The following is a 13,679-nucleotide window of genomic DNA, read 5'->3' on the forward strand; positions in this document are numbered from 1 at the left end:
TCAAACGCGCACGACATCCGGCAGGGTGTACGCGCCACTGGCGATCTCGTCCGTGGGGACATAGGCGCGAATGAGCAACGCAAACTTCCCGTCCGGCGCAGGTAGCCAGTTCTTCCGCGCGACAGGGTCTTCCGGCGGAGCGAACGACAGGTGCAACGTGAGCGATCCGTCCGGCGCGACGTCGACTTCCTTCGCGTCCAGCGCCGCCGTACCGATGTTGGTCCGGCCGCCGTCCGGATGGGCAAGCATGTAGTAATCCTCGTCGTACATCGTCAACGACCAGAAGCCGCCGCGCGATCGATCGACAGCGGGCAACCCATCCTTGGGAAACGTCAGTGTGTAGTGGTAGCGACCCTCGAGCAGCTGCCCTTTCGCATCGGTGCCACGGATGAAGTAGATCGCTTCGTGAAAGTCGTTGACGTAGATGTAGATGACCGCCGCCTGCGCACGGCCGTACCAGTCGGCGCCCCACGCTCCTGCGTTGCGTTGGCGCTGCCAGCCATTTCCCGTGTCGACGCCGGTCTGGTAGTAACGCGCGCCTTCCTGCAGTTCCGCATCGGCGGCCAGCGCCACGTGATCGATGAGGCCTTTCAGTTCGCTGCTGGTTCGACGCAACGCTAGCAAGGCACGCGCCTGGGCAGCCATCGGCGTGTCATCGGCACTCACCTTCGGGCTCGCATCCAGCGCCTTCTCGAGGTCGTCCCAGAACGTCGCGGCGTTCACCGGTCGAACACGGAGAAGGTCCGGATCAGCCGTCACCATCTCGCGTGTCAGCCCGGGCGGAAAGACCGCGTTGCGCGCGCTCGCTTCGCAATCGAAGACGAGCGGACCGCGGTGATCGTTTCGCAGCGGGACGATGCCGATCTGGTTGAGGATGCTGCGTGCAAGTGCCATGTCCTGTGCGCCGTGGCCCGCGAAGCTCCGGCCGAAGACTCCCGCGATATGAGTTGGCGAGTGCAACACCTCGACGAAACCCTCGGGCTTTTGCCCCTCCCAATCGGGCCCGACCAAGAGGTACTTGCCGCCGGGCGTATGGGACGCCGAACCCAACTGGTGGATAACGGTGGTGAACAGGTCGACGATCTGGATCGTCCAGTAATGACCCGCGGGAACGTTGTCCGGCGTCTGGATCACCACGGCATCCTCTGCGAGGTCCGCGAAACCTGCGCCGTAAATCGTGTCGCGGTTCGGCGTCACGACCTTGCGTTGAGCCGACGCCATGAGATCGTCCAGGTAGCCCATGGTGTTCTTGGGCGCGCCGGGAAACAGACCCATCGTTGCTCCCGGGCCATCCCTCATGATCGCCCACGAGCTGGTCCGCCCGAACGTGTTGACCGCCGGATAGCCCCAGTAATAAACGATGCGTGCGAGCGACTCGATATAGCTTTCCGCCGCGAGCCCCGCAGCGACACCGGCACCGTTGTTCAAACCGGGGTGGGCGGGAATCAAGGATTGCGACAGGTACTCGGTGCTTTGGGTTGCCATGGCGACGGCCGAAGAAAAGAGTCAGGCCTCCAGCCTGGAACCGACGAGGGCGCTCGGAAACGGTAGATCCCTGAGTACCTGGCCCGCAAAACTACTGGGGCACACCGTTGGCGTTGGCGTAACCAGTGCGCAGGCGAATCGCGTCGAGCAGCACCCTTACCCTGGGCACCAGGGTTCGGCCACCCGATGTCACAAGATTCACCTGTAGAGGCTCGGGCCTGAGCGTCGGCATGAGTTCGACCAGGCGCCCGGTGGCCAAAGCCTCCTTCGCCATGAACTGCGGCACCTGCGCTAGCCCGCCATCGGCGAGCATCGCATCGACCAACGACTCGCCGTGGCTCAGCCACATCCGCGGCGTGAACGTCGGCGTGACGGTTTCGCCGTCCACGCGAAACTCGAGGGGACGATCCCTTCCGCTTCCCGGCATGCGAAAGGCGATGACGTCGTGACCCGCGACCTCGGCCGGCGTTGTCGGTGTGCCGCGTTGCGCGAGGTACCTCGGGCTCGCGCACAGCACGAGGGGCTGGCGATCGATCTCCCTGGCGATGAGGCTCGAATCGGGTAGCTTGCCGAAGCGAAGCGTGCCATCGAGACCGTCCCTCGCAAGATCGACACGCTCGTCGCTCAAGCGAAGGTCCGCGCGAAGTTTCGGATGCCGCGCGAGCAACTGCCCAATCACCGGTATCACCACCTTGCCGCCATAACCGATGGGTGCGCTGATGCGCAGGATGCCGGTCGGTTCGCTGGAACGGACGTCCGTCATTTCCTCGAGCTCGGTGACCTGCGCCAGCACGTCGCTGCATCGGCGGAACAGCTCCTCGCCATCCGCGGTGAGCTGGACCGATCGCGTGGTGCGGACGAACAGGCGGACACCCATCCGGGTTTCGAGCCGGGCCACGCTTTTCGCCACACTCGAAGGGGCGACCCCGAGCTCGCGCGATGCCTGGGCGAAGCTGAGACGCCTGGCAACGGCTGCGAATGCCACGAATTGAGTCAGATTGACAGTCATTGACGACATGATGCCACGAGTATCGTGACCCCGACGATACTTATCCGACCCGGCCCACCGCCCCATCCTTGGGATTCCCCTCCCTCAAGGAAGCACCTTTATGTCCCTGCTACCTGCCGATACCGTGATCTTCACCGGCTCGCGCGTACGCGAGCTGATCGCCGGCTGCGAAACCGGTGGCCGGTTCTGCATGCTCGAGTTCACCAGCCCCGCGGGGCGAGGCACACCCACACACATGCACGAGCGGGAGACCGAATCGGTCCATCTTCTTTCCGGCGAACTCACGGTGACCGTCGGCGAAGAGACCTTTCATCTCTCGCCGGGCGACTCCATGGTGTTGCAACCGAACCAGCCTCACCGCCTCGTCACGGGTGAAAGCGAAGATGCCCGCTACATCGTCGTCTGTGCGCCAGCAGGCTTCGAGGACTTCGTAGCTTCTTGCGTCACGGACGATGACGGTGTGTGGCCACCCGCACCGCCGTCGAAGAACGACATCGACAAGCTGCTTGGCCATGCGCCACGCTTCGGCATTACGATCTTCCCTCCGGCCAAGGGACCCACCGCTTAAGGAACACGCCAACGCATGAAGCCGCGCAATGCCATCTGGATCGCCACCCTGATCGCGGTGGCGTTGATCGGCAGCGGCGTCGCCTTGCGCTGGCGAGCCAGCAGGACGCCACCGATCGTCCTGGTGAAGCTCGACGGCGCCGCGACCCGCCCCGTGTCGGGTCGCCTGCTGGTCTTCGCCACGCCGGCCAAGGCGGCGCGGGCGCAGGCGAAGGGTGGCAAGGTCACCCAGGTGGATGCGGATCCGTGGCATCCGAAACGCACCGCCGTCGCGGCGCGGGAGATCTTCCGGCTGGCTCCCGGGCAGATCACCGAGATCGATACCGATGCCATCGCTTTTCCGACGGGCTTCTCGGATCTGCCACCAGGCGAGTACCTGCTGCAGGCCGTGCTAGACAAGGATCATGACTACAACTACTACGGCCGCGATGCGGGTGACCTGGTCAGTCCCGTGGTGAGCGTACGGCTGCCCTTGATCATTCCGCCGACGCTGCCGCTGGTGCAAATGCGCGCCGACCCCGATCCCTGGGTGCTGGATTGGGAGACGCCGGACATCCAGGCCGATGCACAGGCCGCGCGCCGCAGCACGCAATCGCTCGACGTCATCAGCCCACTGTTGTCGAGCTTCACCGGCCGGAGCATTCACATGCGCGGCTGGGTGCTGCTGCCACCGGGCTACGACAAGGGCGACGTCGCGCGTTACCCGACGGTGTACTACACGCATGCCTATGGTGGCGACAAGGACAGCCTCGTCGACGATCTCGTCATCGTGCACCTGGCGACGAGCAAGGGCGAGATGCCGCCGATGATCTGGGTCTTCCTGGACCAGTCCGGCGCGACCGGAACGAACGAGTTCGCCAACTCGGTGAACAACGGCCCTTGGGGCGACGCGCTCACGCAGGAACTCATTCCACAACTCGAAGCGAAATACCGCATGGATGCCACGCCTTCGGGCCGCCTGCTTACCGGGCACTCGTCTGGCGGCTGGGCGACGCTGTGGCTGCAGACGAAGTACCCGAAGATCTTCGGCGGTACCTGGTCGACGTCGCCCGATCCCGTGGACTTCCACGACTTCTCCGGCGTGGACATCTACGCGAACAACGCGAACTTCTACCGGCGTCCGGATGGACAGCCGTGGCCGATCAGCCGCGTGCATTTCCACGGTGAAGGCACCTTCGAGGATGCGGCGCGACTGGAACGTGTGCTCGGGCCTTACGGCGGACAGGTGTCGTCGTACGAGTGGGTGTTCTCGCCGCGCAATCTCGACGGCACACCGATGCTCCTGTTCGATCGCTACTCGGGCCAGATCGATCCGCAGGTCCAGACGTACTGGATCGAGCACTACGATATCTCGCGCTACATCCGCCTGAACTGGCCGACGCTTCAACCCGATCTCGACGGCAAGATCCACATCGCCGTGGGCACGGAAGACAGCTGGTACCTCGACGGCGCGGTGCACAAGCTGAAGACCGTACTCGATGAGCTGCACGCGACATCGGACATCCGCTTCGTGCCCAACAAGGCGCATATGGATCTCTACGCGAAGGGCGACGACCCGAATGCGCTACTCAAGGAAATGAGTCGGGAGATGTACAAGGTGGCGCGTCCCGACGAGGCGACGGCAGACCCGAAGCAGGCCATCGAGGCAAAGTAACGGGCTTCGGGCGGGGCGCGCGTCAGTCGCCGCGCGTTCGCGCCTTTTTTGCCCGGGGCCGCTTGCCGATCGTCGCCGCCTGCGGCACGTCGCGCGGTGCTGCCGGGCCACTGTGGCCCAGTTGCTCCAGTGAGGAGAGATCGTCGACGTACGAGACGAAATGCTGCAGGTAACCCGGCGACAGGTCGCGCATCAGTGCGATCGACCGATGCACGAGAGCGCTGGAGTTGAGCGGACCCGCGTTCTCGGGCGCTTCCTGCAAGGACTGCCTCAACTGGCTCTCCGTGCGCATGCGCGACCAGGTCTTCTGGAACTCGTCGAGGACCGGCAGCACCGGATAAGACGACGAACGCGCCACCAGTTCGTCCACGAGACGGCCGAGTGGACCGCGCTCAGGGCGCATGAGGTGTCGCCGCGGCAGAAGAAGGCTTCGGGATCGGCGCAATCTCCACGCGACGGTTCTTCGCACGCCCTTCCTCACTGTCGTTCGCACCGACCGGCTGCTCCGAGCCAAAGGCTGCCGCAAAGACCGATGGCGCGGGGACGCCTTCGGCGATCAGGGCGCGCGTGACGGTCAGCGCACGCTGGGCCGAAAGCTCCCAGTTGTCGGTGAAGTGACGATTGCTGTCGTGCACCTGCTGGTCGTCGGTGAAGCCACTGACCATGAGGACTTCGTCGCGTGAGGTGAGGTAGTTCGACAGCGGACCGGCCAGGCTCTTCAGCACATCGCGACCTTCGGGCTGCAGCTGATCGGAGTTCAACGCGAACAACACGCTGCCGCGAATACCGATACGACCGTTCACAAGCGTGACGCGACCGGCGGCGAGTGGCGCAGCCAGTGCCTGCTCGAGCGTCATGCGCCGTTGCGCTTCCGCTTGACGCTGCTTCACTTCCTCATCCAGCTGGTGCGACAGCTGCAACTGCATGCCGATTACACCAACGAGAATGAGTACGAAGGCACCGAGCAGCACCGACATGAGATCGCCGAAGGCGGCCCAGATCGGCGCGACCGATTCCCCTTCGAACTCGATGTCGTCGCTCATGCCGTCTCCGCCGTGACGGAGACGCGCTGACGGGCAAGCTGCTGCATCTCCTCGATGATCTGCTTCTGCGAGAGCATGCTGAGATCGACCACCTCGCGCGCCTGCGCGACGTAGTAGGCCAGCTGCTCGTCACTGCGGGCGAGCGAGTTGTCGAGCGCGGTGGCGATGACCTGCAAGCGATCCATCAATGCCTCGTTCGACCGGCCGAACAACTGCACGCCGGCGCCGAAGGTTTCGCCAAGGCTCGCCACATCGCCGGCGCTCGCGGCGACCTGCGCGCCGACGACTTCGAGCTTGCCGGTCTCGGTTTCGATGTGATCGGTGAAGCGGGTGCTCACGCGCTCGAGCAGATCCGCCGACGTGGTCACCAGGGCATCGACCGCCACGCGTTGCTCGGTGGACGCGTGGTTTACCGCGTCGAGCAGGGTCTCCAGCGTGGCGAGCAGACGGCTGCGTTCTTCGAGCATGGCGGTGTCGCGGACCATGCTCTCGGAAAGCTTCTGGCGCAGTTCGGCGACGATTTCAGCGGCGGCCTTCGGTGCTTCTGCTGCCGCGTCGACGAGGCGGGATATCTCGGCGATGGTCTCGCTCGCGTGGGCCTGGGTCTGCGTGGCGATATCGGCCGCCGTGCGGGCCAGCGCGTCGAAGATCTCCTTTTGGCGAGTAGCGCCGTTCTCTCCCGTCTTCTCCCACTGCGTGCTCAGTGCGGCAGCCATCGCGGTAAGCGAGTCGGCCCAGCTCGTCAGTCGTGCCTCGTCGCGCGCCTGCAAATTTGCCTGCAGATCGTCGTGCGAGGCGTGTACGACGCGCACCAGCGAGGAGGCGTGTTCTTCAAGCGCGGCCGAGGCGGCGACCAGTGCCTGCTGGTTGCGCGTCGCGAGGCCTTCATGCGCGGCATCCTGTTTTTCCAGCGCGTCGTTCCATGCGTCGGCGATGGTCCCGGCCGTCGTATCCAGACGCGCAGCCATACCATCGACCAGTGCGACCGAGCGTTGTTCAAAGGTCTCGGCGAAGCGTTCCTGCGACGCGCGCAGGTCCTCCGCCAGCGTTTCGTTCGCGCGCTGCTGCTCGGCGACGGCATCCTTCCAGATCTCCGCGACACGGGCCGTGCTGGTGTCGAACACACTCGTGAGCCCATCGAGCTGCTGCGTCACGGCCGCGGTGACCGTGGCATGCAACGAGGCCGTCTCGCGCGTGAGACCCGCCATGGTCGATTCCATGACCGGCTGGAATGCGGCGCTCGCAGCGCGCGCGCTTTCGGTCACGCTTGCCTTCAGCGACTGCTCGACGGAGGCAGCAAGCTTCGCGTAGATCTCACCCGTCGAGGCATGAAACGCGTCCTGGCTGGTGCGCTGGCGTTCGCTGGCCTCCTGGCTGTACTGCTCGATACGCGCCACCATAGCCTGCAGGCGATCGGCCAGCAGGGGCATCGCTTCGGTCTGCTGCTGCAAGAGCCTGAAGGCTTCTTCGCGCTGGTGCGTCTGCGAATAGATGCGCAGCGTGCTCGCGATCTTTACATCGAGCAGCTGCACGGCTTCCAGCCGCTCGCGGCGGCACAGCGCCGAGAGCAGGCCCAGCATTGCCGACGTGGCGACACCGGCGATCGACGTTCCGAACGCAAAGCCTAGGCCCTTCACCGGCGCGGCCAGCGAACCGCGAATCGCCTGCAGGTCCGTGGCGCTTTCCAGTGCCAGGCCGGTGCCGCGCAGGGTCGCCATCATGCCAAGCAAGGTGCCGAGCATGCCGAGCAGCACCAGCAGACCCACCAGATACGGCGTGAGCGACGGCGCGGGCAAGGCCACGCGCTCACCTTCGACACGCAGGCGCACCGTGTTGCGCAAGCTGGGGTGGAGGCGCTCGAGGAAGCTGCCCAGGCCCGAAGGCGGGACGGAGAGGTCGGCGACCGCGTGCTGGAGCGTGCCCGTGGCCTGGCGATAACGATGCAACTCGAACGCACCCGCGACATAGCAGGCGCCGATCAACAGCGCGACGGCGGCACCGAGCGGGTTCGAGCCGACATAGCCCACGCCGATCCAGCACACGGCGACGAGGCCGACGACGAACACTGCAAGGTTGAGAAAATTTCTGAACATGACTTTCCAGTTAGCTGGCACGAAGCGCTGCGAGCAGGCCTTCGACCGGTTGAAAACGAACGTCCAGTTCGGCGAGCAATACGCTCTGCATGTCTTTGCGGAACACGTCCAGCCACAGCGCGGACGCGTCGGCGAGGGAGCCTTGGGTGCGCTGGCGCAAGCCATCGAAGTACTCACCCAACAGCGTCGGAACCTTGCCCAGGAGGGACTGCTCGCGGGGACTCAGCGCCATCTCCATCACAGCATCCACTTCCGCCAGCCGGGCCAGCTCGGGCGACGCCTGGGCGAGCATGTCGCGCAGGTTGCCGCGAAGGCTGCCCGTGGTCGCCTGGATCTTCCGTTGCAGCGCGATGTAGCGCTGGCGGAGCGGTGCATAGTCGTTCGCGGCATCCAGGGTCGGCATGCCCTGGGCCTGCCGTTGCGCCGAGGTCAGGAAGGCGCGGTCGTTGGCGATGGCCTGGACCAGCGTATCGCGCGCACGCAGGCACTCGTCCTCCACGGACTCCCCGAACGCCGGAATGTCATCGGCCGGCTCGGCGGGCATGCCGTCGAGCGCCGTCGACAAGGCAATAGCCTGCTTCCAGTCGAGCCAGTGGCTCAGCCGGTCCGGAAGGGACGCGCCGGATTGTGGGGCGTCGACGTCGGTGAGGCGTGTCAGCAGGCGAATGAACGCCGGGCCCCGGACCGTCGACCGTAGAGGTGCTGCTTGCACGGTTCTGCCGGTTAAAAGACGACCATTTTACACGCCAAGCCGACCAGACCGTTTCACGAACCTGACCGCCCCGTTCCGGAAAACCGGGAATATCAAGGCATCGTGAGAATGGCGTGCCCGGTGCTCAGGCGCCGCTCGGGCGCGGGTTGGCAGGCCGGCTCCCATGGCCCTCGCGCGGTCGCATCGCGACCCGGACCAGGTAGATCACGATCAGCACGTTGGCGACCAGGATGGCCAGCTTGAGCCAGCTGAAGCGTTCGATGCACTCGTAGATCTCGACCGGGACGAGCGAGCCGGTAGCGATGACGGTGAACCACTCCGCCCAGTACTTCCGCAACCACAGGCCGATGCCCTCGGTGGCGAAGATGGCCGCGTAGACCAGGGCGACGATGCCGACGGCGACGAACTTCGCCGGACCCATGCCTTCGAGCAGATGAACCAGGCTCCAGCGCATGCCGTTGCTTTCGGTCAGCTGCAGGTGCTCCAGCCACTGCACGAGATGCTGGAAGCTTTCCTGCTCGTCCAGCCGGAACGCCGCGATGGCGATGAAAATCAGCCCGATGGTCTTCACGGCCTTGTACACCGCGATGATGCGCAGGCCAGCGGGGTAATGGGGCGTCGCTTCCGGATCGGTCGAGGTGCTTTCAGAGGCCATACGCCGATCTTAGTCGACAAGCAGGTGCATCCGGTACAAGCCATGGTGCTGCCCCAGACATAGCCTCGACACCAGCCGGACTAGCTTGCACCGTCCGCCCCGAGCGCCTCCCGCCCTCCCATCGAGACACCTGCCCATGAGCTACCGACCCGCACCGCGTCGCTCCGTCGTGGCCAACGCCATCTACGGCCTTTTCAACCCGATCCCGTTCGGCTTCTTCGTCGCCGCGCTGATCTTCGACGTCACCTACGCCAAAAGCGGCGAGATCCTCTGGATGAAGGGGGCAGCGTGGCTGATCGTCATCGGCCTGCTCTTCGCGATCATTCCCCGCGTGGTCAACCTCGTGCAGGTGTGGATCACCTCGCGACGCACGACCGTGGCCGCCGAGCGGCTCGACTTCTGGCTGAACCTGATCGCCATCGTCATCGCCGTCATCAACGCCTTCGTGCACAGCCGCGACGCCTACGCCGTGATGCCCGCCGGTGTCTGGTTGTCGGCCCTCACGGTCCTGCTCCTGGCCGTCGCCCATATCGTCATCGCCGCGCAGCCGACCACGCCGGGAAACCTCATCCATGAATAAGACCCTCTACCGACGCGTGTTGGCCATGGCCTGCATCGCTGTCCTCGGCGGCTGCGACGAGAAGGCATCGCTCCAGCCGGACCAGCAGTCTGGCAGCAACCCTCCCATGCCGAAGGCCCAGAGCTTCCTCGTACCGCCCATGCAGGTACCCGACAAGGCCGGCTGGAAGCAGGGCCAGACGCCCACGGTCGCACCCGGGCTGAAGATCGAAGCCATGGCCTCCGGCCTCATGCACCCGCGCCAGCTTTACGTGTTGCCCAACGACGATGTCTTGGTGGTGGAGTCCAACGGGCCCGGCACCGAACCGGTCACCACGCCGAAGCAGCTGATCGCCAGTATGGTCAAGAACCAGTCGGGTAAGGGCGGCAAGGGAGGCAACCGGATCACCCTGCTGCGCAAGAACGCGAGCGGCGGATGGGACAAGCATGTCTTCATCGAGAACCTGAATTCGCCCTTCGGCGTGCAGCTGATCGGCGACACGCTTTACGTCGCCAACACCGACGGCATCGTGAAGTTTCCTTATGTGACCGGCGAGACCGAGATCAAGACGCCCGGCGTCGGCTTTACCGACCTGCCCAACACGATCAACCATCACTGGACCAAGTCGCTGCTGGCCAGCCCCAACGGCACAAAGCTTTACGTCGGCGTCGGTTCGAACAGCAACATCACCGAGAACGGCCTGGCCGTGGAATACCGCCGCGCGGACGTTCTCGAGGTGGATGTCGCCACCGGCGCGAGCCGGATCTACGCCTCAGGACTGCGAAACCCGACCGGCCTGCAATGGGAGCCGACCACCGGAAAGCTCTGGGCAATCGTGAACGAACGCGACGAAATCGGCGCCGACCTCGTGCCCGACTACATGACCTCGGTGCACGAAGGCGCCTTCTACGGCTGGCCCTACAGCTATTACGGCCAGAACGTGGACACCCGCGTCAAACCGCAGCGCCCCGACATGGTCGCCAAGGCGATCAAGCCCGACTACGCGATCGGCTCGCATGTCGCCCCGCTGGGTTTCCTGATGTCGGCCACCAACGCGCTCCCCGCGAGCTTCCAGGGTGGCGCCTTCATCGGTGAGCACGGCAGCTGGGATCGATCGCCGCTGAGCGGCTACGAAGTGGTCTTCGTCGCTTTCAAGGACGGCACGCCGGTCGGCAAGCCGGTGTCCGTCGTCAGTGGCTTCTACTCGAAGGACGAGAAGCAGCTGTTCGGCGCCCCGGTGGGGATCGTGCAGGACAAGGAGGGAGCCATCCTGGTCGCCGACGATGTCGGCGATACCGTGTGGCGGGTCACGGCGGCCCGATAGCAAGGTTGTGGGAGCCGGCTCTTGTGGGAGCCGGCTATGCCGGCGGTGGGGACCGGATCAGCGGGCGTTCTTTTTCTTTTCGTCCTTGGCGGCCTTCTTTTCCTTCATGGTCTTCGCCGGCTTTTTCTTGTCGCTCTTCTTTGAATCCAAGCCCTTGCTCATAACGCCTCCTCGGTCAGGGTTGTCGCGCATGCTGCGCGCCTGGTACGAAGATTACGCCAATCCGCGGTATCGAAGCGCATCGACGAAGAGCGTCAGTGCCGACGAGGTGTGCCGCCGGTTCGGGTAGTAGAGGTGATAACCCGGAAACGGCGTGCACCAGTCCTCGAGCACGGGCACCAGCTCGCCCGCCTCGATGTGCGCGGCAGCCATGTCCTCCGGGACCCAGGCCAGGCCCAGACCGTCCAGCGCCGCGCGCAAGATGTGCGCCGTGCTGTTGAGCGTCAGCTGCCCGTCGACGCGAACCTTGATTTCGCGGCCATCCTTCTCGAACTCCCAGGGAAACAACGTGCCGTAGGTGGGCAAGCGGATGTTGATGCAGTTGTGCGCGGTGAGGTCCTGCGGCATCGCCGGGCGCGGGTGGTCGTCGAAGTACGAGGGCGCCGCGACTACCATCATTCGAAAGTCCGGGCCGACGCGGACCGCGATCATGCCGTTACCCACCTGCTCGCCAAGACGGATACCGAAGTCGTAGCGTTCGGCAACGATGTCGACCAGTTCGTTGTTGGCCGACACTTCCACCTGGATATCCGGGTACAGCGGCAGGAACGTCGCCAGCATCGGCTGGAGCACGGCCTCGACGGCGTGGACCGAGGTGCTGATACGGATCGCCCCGGCGGGTTTCTCGCGGAAAGAACTCAGACCCGTCAGCTCCGTCTCGATATCGTCGAACATCGGGCCAATACGGGTGACCAGTCGTTGCCCCGCTTCCGTCGTCGACACGCTGCGCGTGGTGCGGGCGAGCAGGCGCACCCCGAGACGAGCTTCGAGTTTGCGAATGGTGTGGCTCAGGGCCGACTGGGTGGTGTCCAGTTTCGCGGCCGCGCGGGTAAAGCTTCCTTCTCGGGCGACGGCAAGGAAGGCGACGAGATCGTGGAGATCCTTGCGCATGACACGTGACGCCTGATCATGAGTGATGCCGTGACTTTAGCATTCCGGCTGGTTCGAGGCCGTCAAACGGCCCACCAGAAGCAGCTGCCGTGCCCGCGGCCACCCGATTCATGAATTCTCGCTATGAGAGCAAGCCACATTGCCCAGGTAGTCGCGGGCGAGGTCGACCCCTAGATTGGCTATCTCAACGAGGAAACGACATGCAGACACGCACCCTGGGATCCACCGGTCTCGAAGTCTCCGCCATCGGCCTCGGCTGCATGGGCCTGAGCTTCGGCTACGGCCCCGCGACCGAACGCGACGCGGCCATCGCCCTGATCCGGGCCGCCGTCGAACGCGGCGTGACCTTCTTCGATACTGCCGAGGTCTACGGCCCGTTTACCAACGAGGAAGTCGTCGGCGAAGCGCTCGCCCCGTTCCGCGACAACGTGGTGATCGCGACCAAGTTCGGCTTCGACGTGGGTGGCGTGCAGGGCGCGCTCAACAGCCGCCCCGAACACATCAAGGCTGTCGCCGAAGCCTCGCTGAAGCGCCTGCGAACCGACGTCATCGACCTGTTCTACCAGCACCGTGTCGACCCGTCCGTACCGATCGAGGACGTCGCCGGTGCGGTTAAGGACCTGATCGTCGAGGGCAAGGTGAAGCACTTCGGCCTGTCGGAAGCCGGCGCGCAAACGATTCGTCGCGCGCATGCCGTTCAGCCGGTGGCAGCCCTGCAGAGCGAGTACTCGCTGTTCTGGCGCGAACCGGAAACGGAGATCATCCCGACCCTGGAAGAACTCGGCATCGGCTTCGTGCCGTTCAGCCCCCTGGGCAAGGGCTTCCTGACCGGCAAGATCGATGCAGGCACGAGCTTCGACAGCAAGGATTTCCGCAACAGCGTGCCGCGTTTTACCGCGGAATCGCGCAAGGCCAACCAGGCGCTGGTCGACCTGCTCGGCAGCATTGCAGCAGCGAAGAACGTCACGCCGGCCCAGGTCGCACTGGCGTGGTTGCTGCACCAGAAGCCCTGGATCGTACCGATTCCGGGAACGACCAAGCTGCACCGCCTGGAAGAAAACCTCGGTGCCGCCGACGTCGCGCTGAGCGCCAGCGAGCTCCAGGACATCCACGCGTCGGTGTCGAAGATTTCGCTGCAAGGCGAGCGCTACCCCGCGCACCTGCAAGCCCTCGTCGGGCGCTGAGTTCTACCGCACTGCAGCTTGAGCGCATCCGCCGCCACGCTACACTCGGTGGATCACAGGTGTCCTGTCGTTGCATACGCAGCGAGCAGGGTGAAACGGGAAGCCGGTGCGGATCGCAAGATCCCATGCCGGCGCTGCCCCCGCAACGGTAGGCGAGAACACCCGACGACGTAACCACTGCGCGATGCGCGGGAAGGTGTCGGGGTGGTGCGACATGCACCGCTCGCAAGCCCGGAGACCGGCCTGTGCAGGTGCCCCCAGGGGCGCCTCCTCGGGTGTTGCGG

Annotated in this window: 14 protein-coding genes and 1 riboswitch; of the genes, 5 read left to right on the forward strand and 9 right to left on the reverse strand. The window is 64.9% G+C overall.

The window, feature by feature from the left end:
- A complete protein-coding gene (locus tag AC1DYM_RS08285; protein ID WP_477337502.1) occupies nt 1–1,485 on the reverse strand; it encodes a DUF1254 domain-containing protein in 1,485 nt (494 codons plus the stop codon).
- Nucleotides 1,486–1,576: 91 nt separating this feature from the next.
- Nucleotides 1,577–2,470, reverse strand: a complete 894-nt coding sequence (locus AC1DYM_RS08290) for a LysR family transcriptional regulator (RefSeq protein ID WP_477337503.1) — start codon at nt 2,468–2,470, stop codon at nt 1,577–1,579.
- Nucleotides 2,471–2,594: 124 nt separating this feature from the next.
- Here AC1DYM_RS08290 and AC1DYM_RS08295 point away from each other — a divergent pair, with 124 nt between their 5' ends.
- Together AC1DYM_RS08295 and AC1DYM_RS08300 are read left to right on the forward strand one after the other, a co-directional pair.
- Nucleotides 2,595–3,062, forward strand: a complete 468-nt coding sequence (locus AC1DYM_RS08295) for a cupin domain-containing protein (RefSeq protein WP_477337504.1) — start codon at nt 2,595–2,597, stop codon at nt 3,060–3,062.
- A gap of 15 nt (nt 3,063–3,077) precedes the next feature.
- A complete protein-coding gene (locus tag AC1DYM_RS08300) occupies nt 3,078–4,715 on the forward strand; it encodes an alpha/beta hydrolase (RefSeq protein ID WP_477337505.1) in 1,638 nt (545 codons plus the stop codon).
- 22 nt (nt 4,716–4,737) lie between these two features.
- Here the strand turns inward: AC1DYM_RS08300 and AC1DYM_RS08305 are convergent, their stop codons facing one another.
- The 5 genes from AC1DYM_RS08305 to AC1DYM_RS08325 form a co-directional block, all read right to left on the reverse strand.
- Entirely contained in the window at nt 4,738–5,118 is a 381-nt protein-coding gene (locus AC1DYM_RS08305; protein ID WP_477337506.1) for a DUF2894 domain-containing protein, read from the reverse strand.
- Complete coding sequence (locus AC1DYM_RS08310; RefSeq protein WP_477337507.1) at nt 5,108–5,758, reverse strand: OmpA family protein; 651 nt, start codon at nt 5,756–5,758, stop codon at nt 5,108–5,110. The genes AC1DYM_RS08305 and AC1DYM_RS08310 overlap by 11 nt, the downstream gene beginning before the upstream one ends.
- Nucleotides 5,755–7,851 carry a DUF802 domain-containing protein gene (locus tag AC1DYM_RS08315; protein ID WP_477337508.1) on the reverse strand — a complete coding sequence of 699 codons (2,097 nt, stop codon included), beginning with the start codon at nt 7,849–7,851 and terminating at the stop codon, nt 5,755–5,757. The genes AC1DYM_RS08310 and AC1DYM_RS08315 overlap by 4 nt, the downstream gene beginning before the upstream one ends.
- A gap of 10 nt (nt 7,852–7,861) precedes the next feature.
- On the reverse strand, nt 7,862–8,563 hold the full coding sequence (locus AC1DYM_RS08320) for a DUF3348 domain-containing protein (protein ID WP_477337509.1): 702 nt from the start codon (nt 8,561–8,563) through the stop codon (nt 7,862–7,864).
- A 124-nt stretch (nt 8,564–8,687) separates the two neighbouring features.
- Nucleotides 8,688–9,218, reverse strand: coding sequence for a DUF2127 domain-containing protein (locus AC1DYM_RS08325; RefSeq protein ID WP_477337510.1), 531 nt, complete (start codon nt 9,216–9,218; stop codon nt 8,688–8,690).
- Nucleotides 9,219–9,354: 136 nt separating this feature from the next.
- Between AC1DYM_RS08325 and AC1DYM_RS08330 the strand changes: the two genes are divergently transcribed.
- The gene (locus AC1DYM_RS08330; protein WP_477337511.1) at nt 9,355–9,798 is read left to right on the forward strand and encodes a DUF2231 domain-containing protein; all 444 of its coding nucleotides are present in this window, start codon (nt 9,355–9,357) and stop codon (nt 9,796–9,798) included.
- Nucleotides 9,791–11,101: a PQQ-dependent sugar dehydrogenase gene (locus tag AC1DYM_RS08335; RefSeq protein ID WP_477337512.1), complete on the forward strand. Its 1,311-nt coding sequence runs from the start codon at nt 9,791–9,793 to the stop codon at nt 11,099–11,101. Before AC1DYM_RS08330 ends, AC1DYM_RS08335 begins: the two co-directional genes overlap by 8 nt.
- A 57-nt stretch (nt 11,102–11,158) precedes the next feature.
- On the opposite strand, the gene AC1DYM_RS08340 is transcribed toward AC1DYM_RS08335, so the two are convergent.
- On the reverse strand, nt 11,159–11,293 hold the full coding sequence (locus tag AC1DYM_RS08340; protein WP_280136177.1) for a hypothetical protein: 135 nt from the start codon (nt 11,291–11,293) through the stop codon (nt 11,159–11,161).
- A 21-nt stretch (nt 11,294–11,314) separates the two neighbouring features.
- The gene (locus AC1DYM_RS08345; RefSeq protein WP_477337513.1) at nt 11,315–12,211 is read right to left on the reverse strand and encodes a LysR family transcriptional regulator; all 897 of its coding nucleotides are present in this window, start codon (nt 12,209–12,211) and stop codon (nt 11,315–11,317) included.
- Between the two features lie 200 nt (nt 12,212–12,411).
- On the opposite strand from AC1DYM_RS08345, the gene AC1DYM_RS08350 reads away from it, so the two are divergent.
- Nucleotides 12,412–13,395, forward strand: coding sequence for an aldo/keto reductase (locus tag AC1DYM_RS08350; RefSeq protein WP_477337514.1), 984 nt, complete (start codon nt 12,412–12,414; stop codon nt 13,393–13,395).
- A 40-nt stretch (nt 13,396–13,435) separates the two neighbouring features.
- Nucleotides 13,436–13,656, forward strand: a riboswitch (cobalamin riboswitch).
- Nucleotides 13,657–13,679 lie beyond the last annotated feature (23 nt).

Source organism: Luteibacter sp. P1_D3 (assembly GCF_056406135.1).

Coding starts and splice junctions, on each gene's coding strand:
- AC1DYM_RS08325 (WP_477337510.1), bottom strand. CDS start 9,218: ATGGCCTCTGAAAGCACCTCGACCGATCCGGAAGCGACGCCCCATTAC.
- AC1DYM_RS08345 (WP_477337513.1), bottom strand. CDS start 12,211: ATGCGCAAGGATCTCCACGATCTCGTCGCCTTCCTTGCCGTCGCCCGA.
- AC1DYM_RS08315 (WP_477337508.1), bottom strand. CDS start 7,851: ATGTTCAGAAATTTTCTCAACCTTGCAGTGTTCGTCGTCGGCCTCGTC.
- AC1DYM_RS08310 (WP_477337507.1), bottom strand. CDS start 5,758: ATGAGCGACGACATCGAGTTCGAAGGGGAATCGGTCGCGCCGATCTGG.
- AC1DYM_RS08330 (WP_477337511.1), top strand. CDS start 9,355: ATGAGCTACCGACCCGCACCGCGTCGCTCCGTCGTGGCCAACGCCATC.
- AC1DYM_RS08340 (WP_280136177.1), bottom strand. CDS start 11,293: ATGCGCGACAACCCTGACCGAGGAGGCGTTATGAGCAAGGGCTTGGAT.
- AC1DYM_RS08285 (WP_477337502.1), bottom strand. CDS start 1,485: ATGGCAACCCAAAGCACCGAGTACCTGTCGCAATCCTTGATTCCCGCC.
- AC1DYM_RS08295 (WP_477337504.1), top strand. CDS start 2,595: ATGTCCCTGCTACCTGCCGATACCGTGATCTTCACCGGCTCGCGCGTA.
- AC1DYM_RS08305 (WP_477337506.1), bottom strand. CDS start 5,118: ATGCGCCCTGAGCGCGGTCCACTCGGCCGTCTCGTGGACGAACTGGTG.
- AC1DYM_RS08350 (WP_477337514.1), top strand. CDS start 12,412: ATGCAGACACGCACCCTGGGATCCACCGGTCTCGAAGTCTCCGCCATC.
- AC1DYM_RS08300 (WP_477337505.1), top strand. CDS start 3,078: ATGAAGCCGCGCAATGCCATCTGGATCGCCACCCTGATCGCGGTGGCG.
- AC1DYM_RS08335 (WP_477337512.1), top strand. CDS start 9,791: ATGAATAAGACCCTCTACCGACGCGTGTTGGCCATGGCCTGCATCGCT.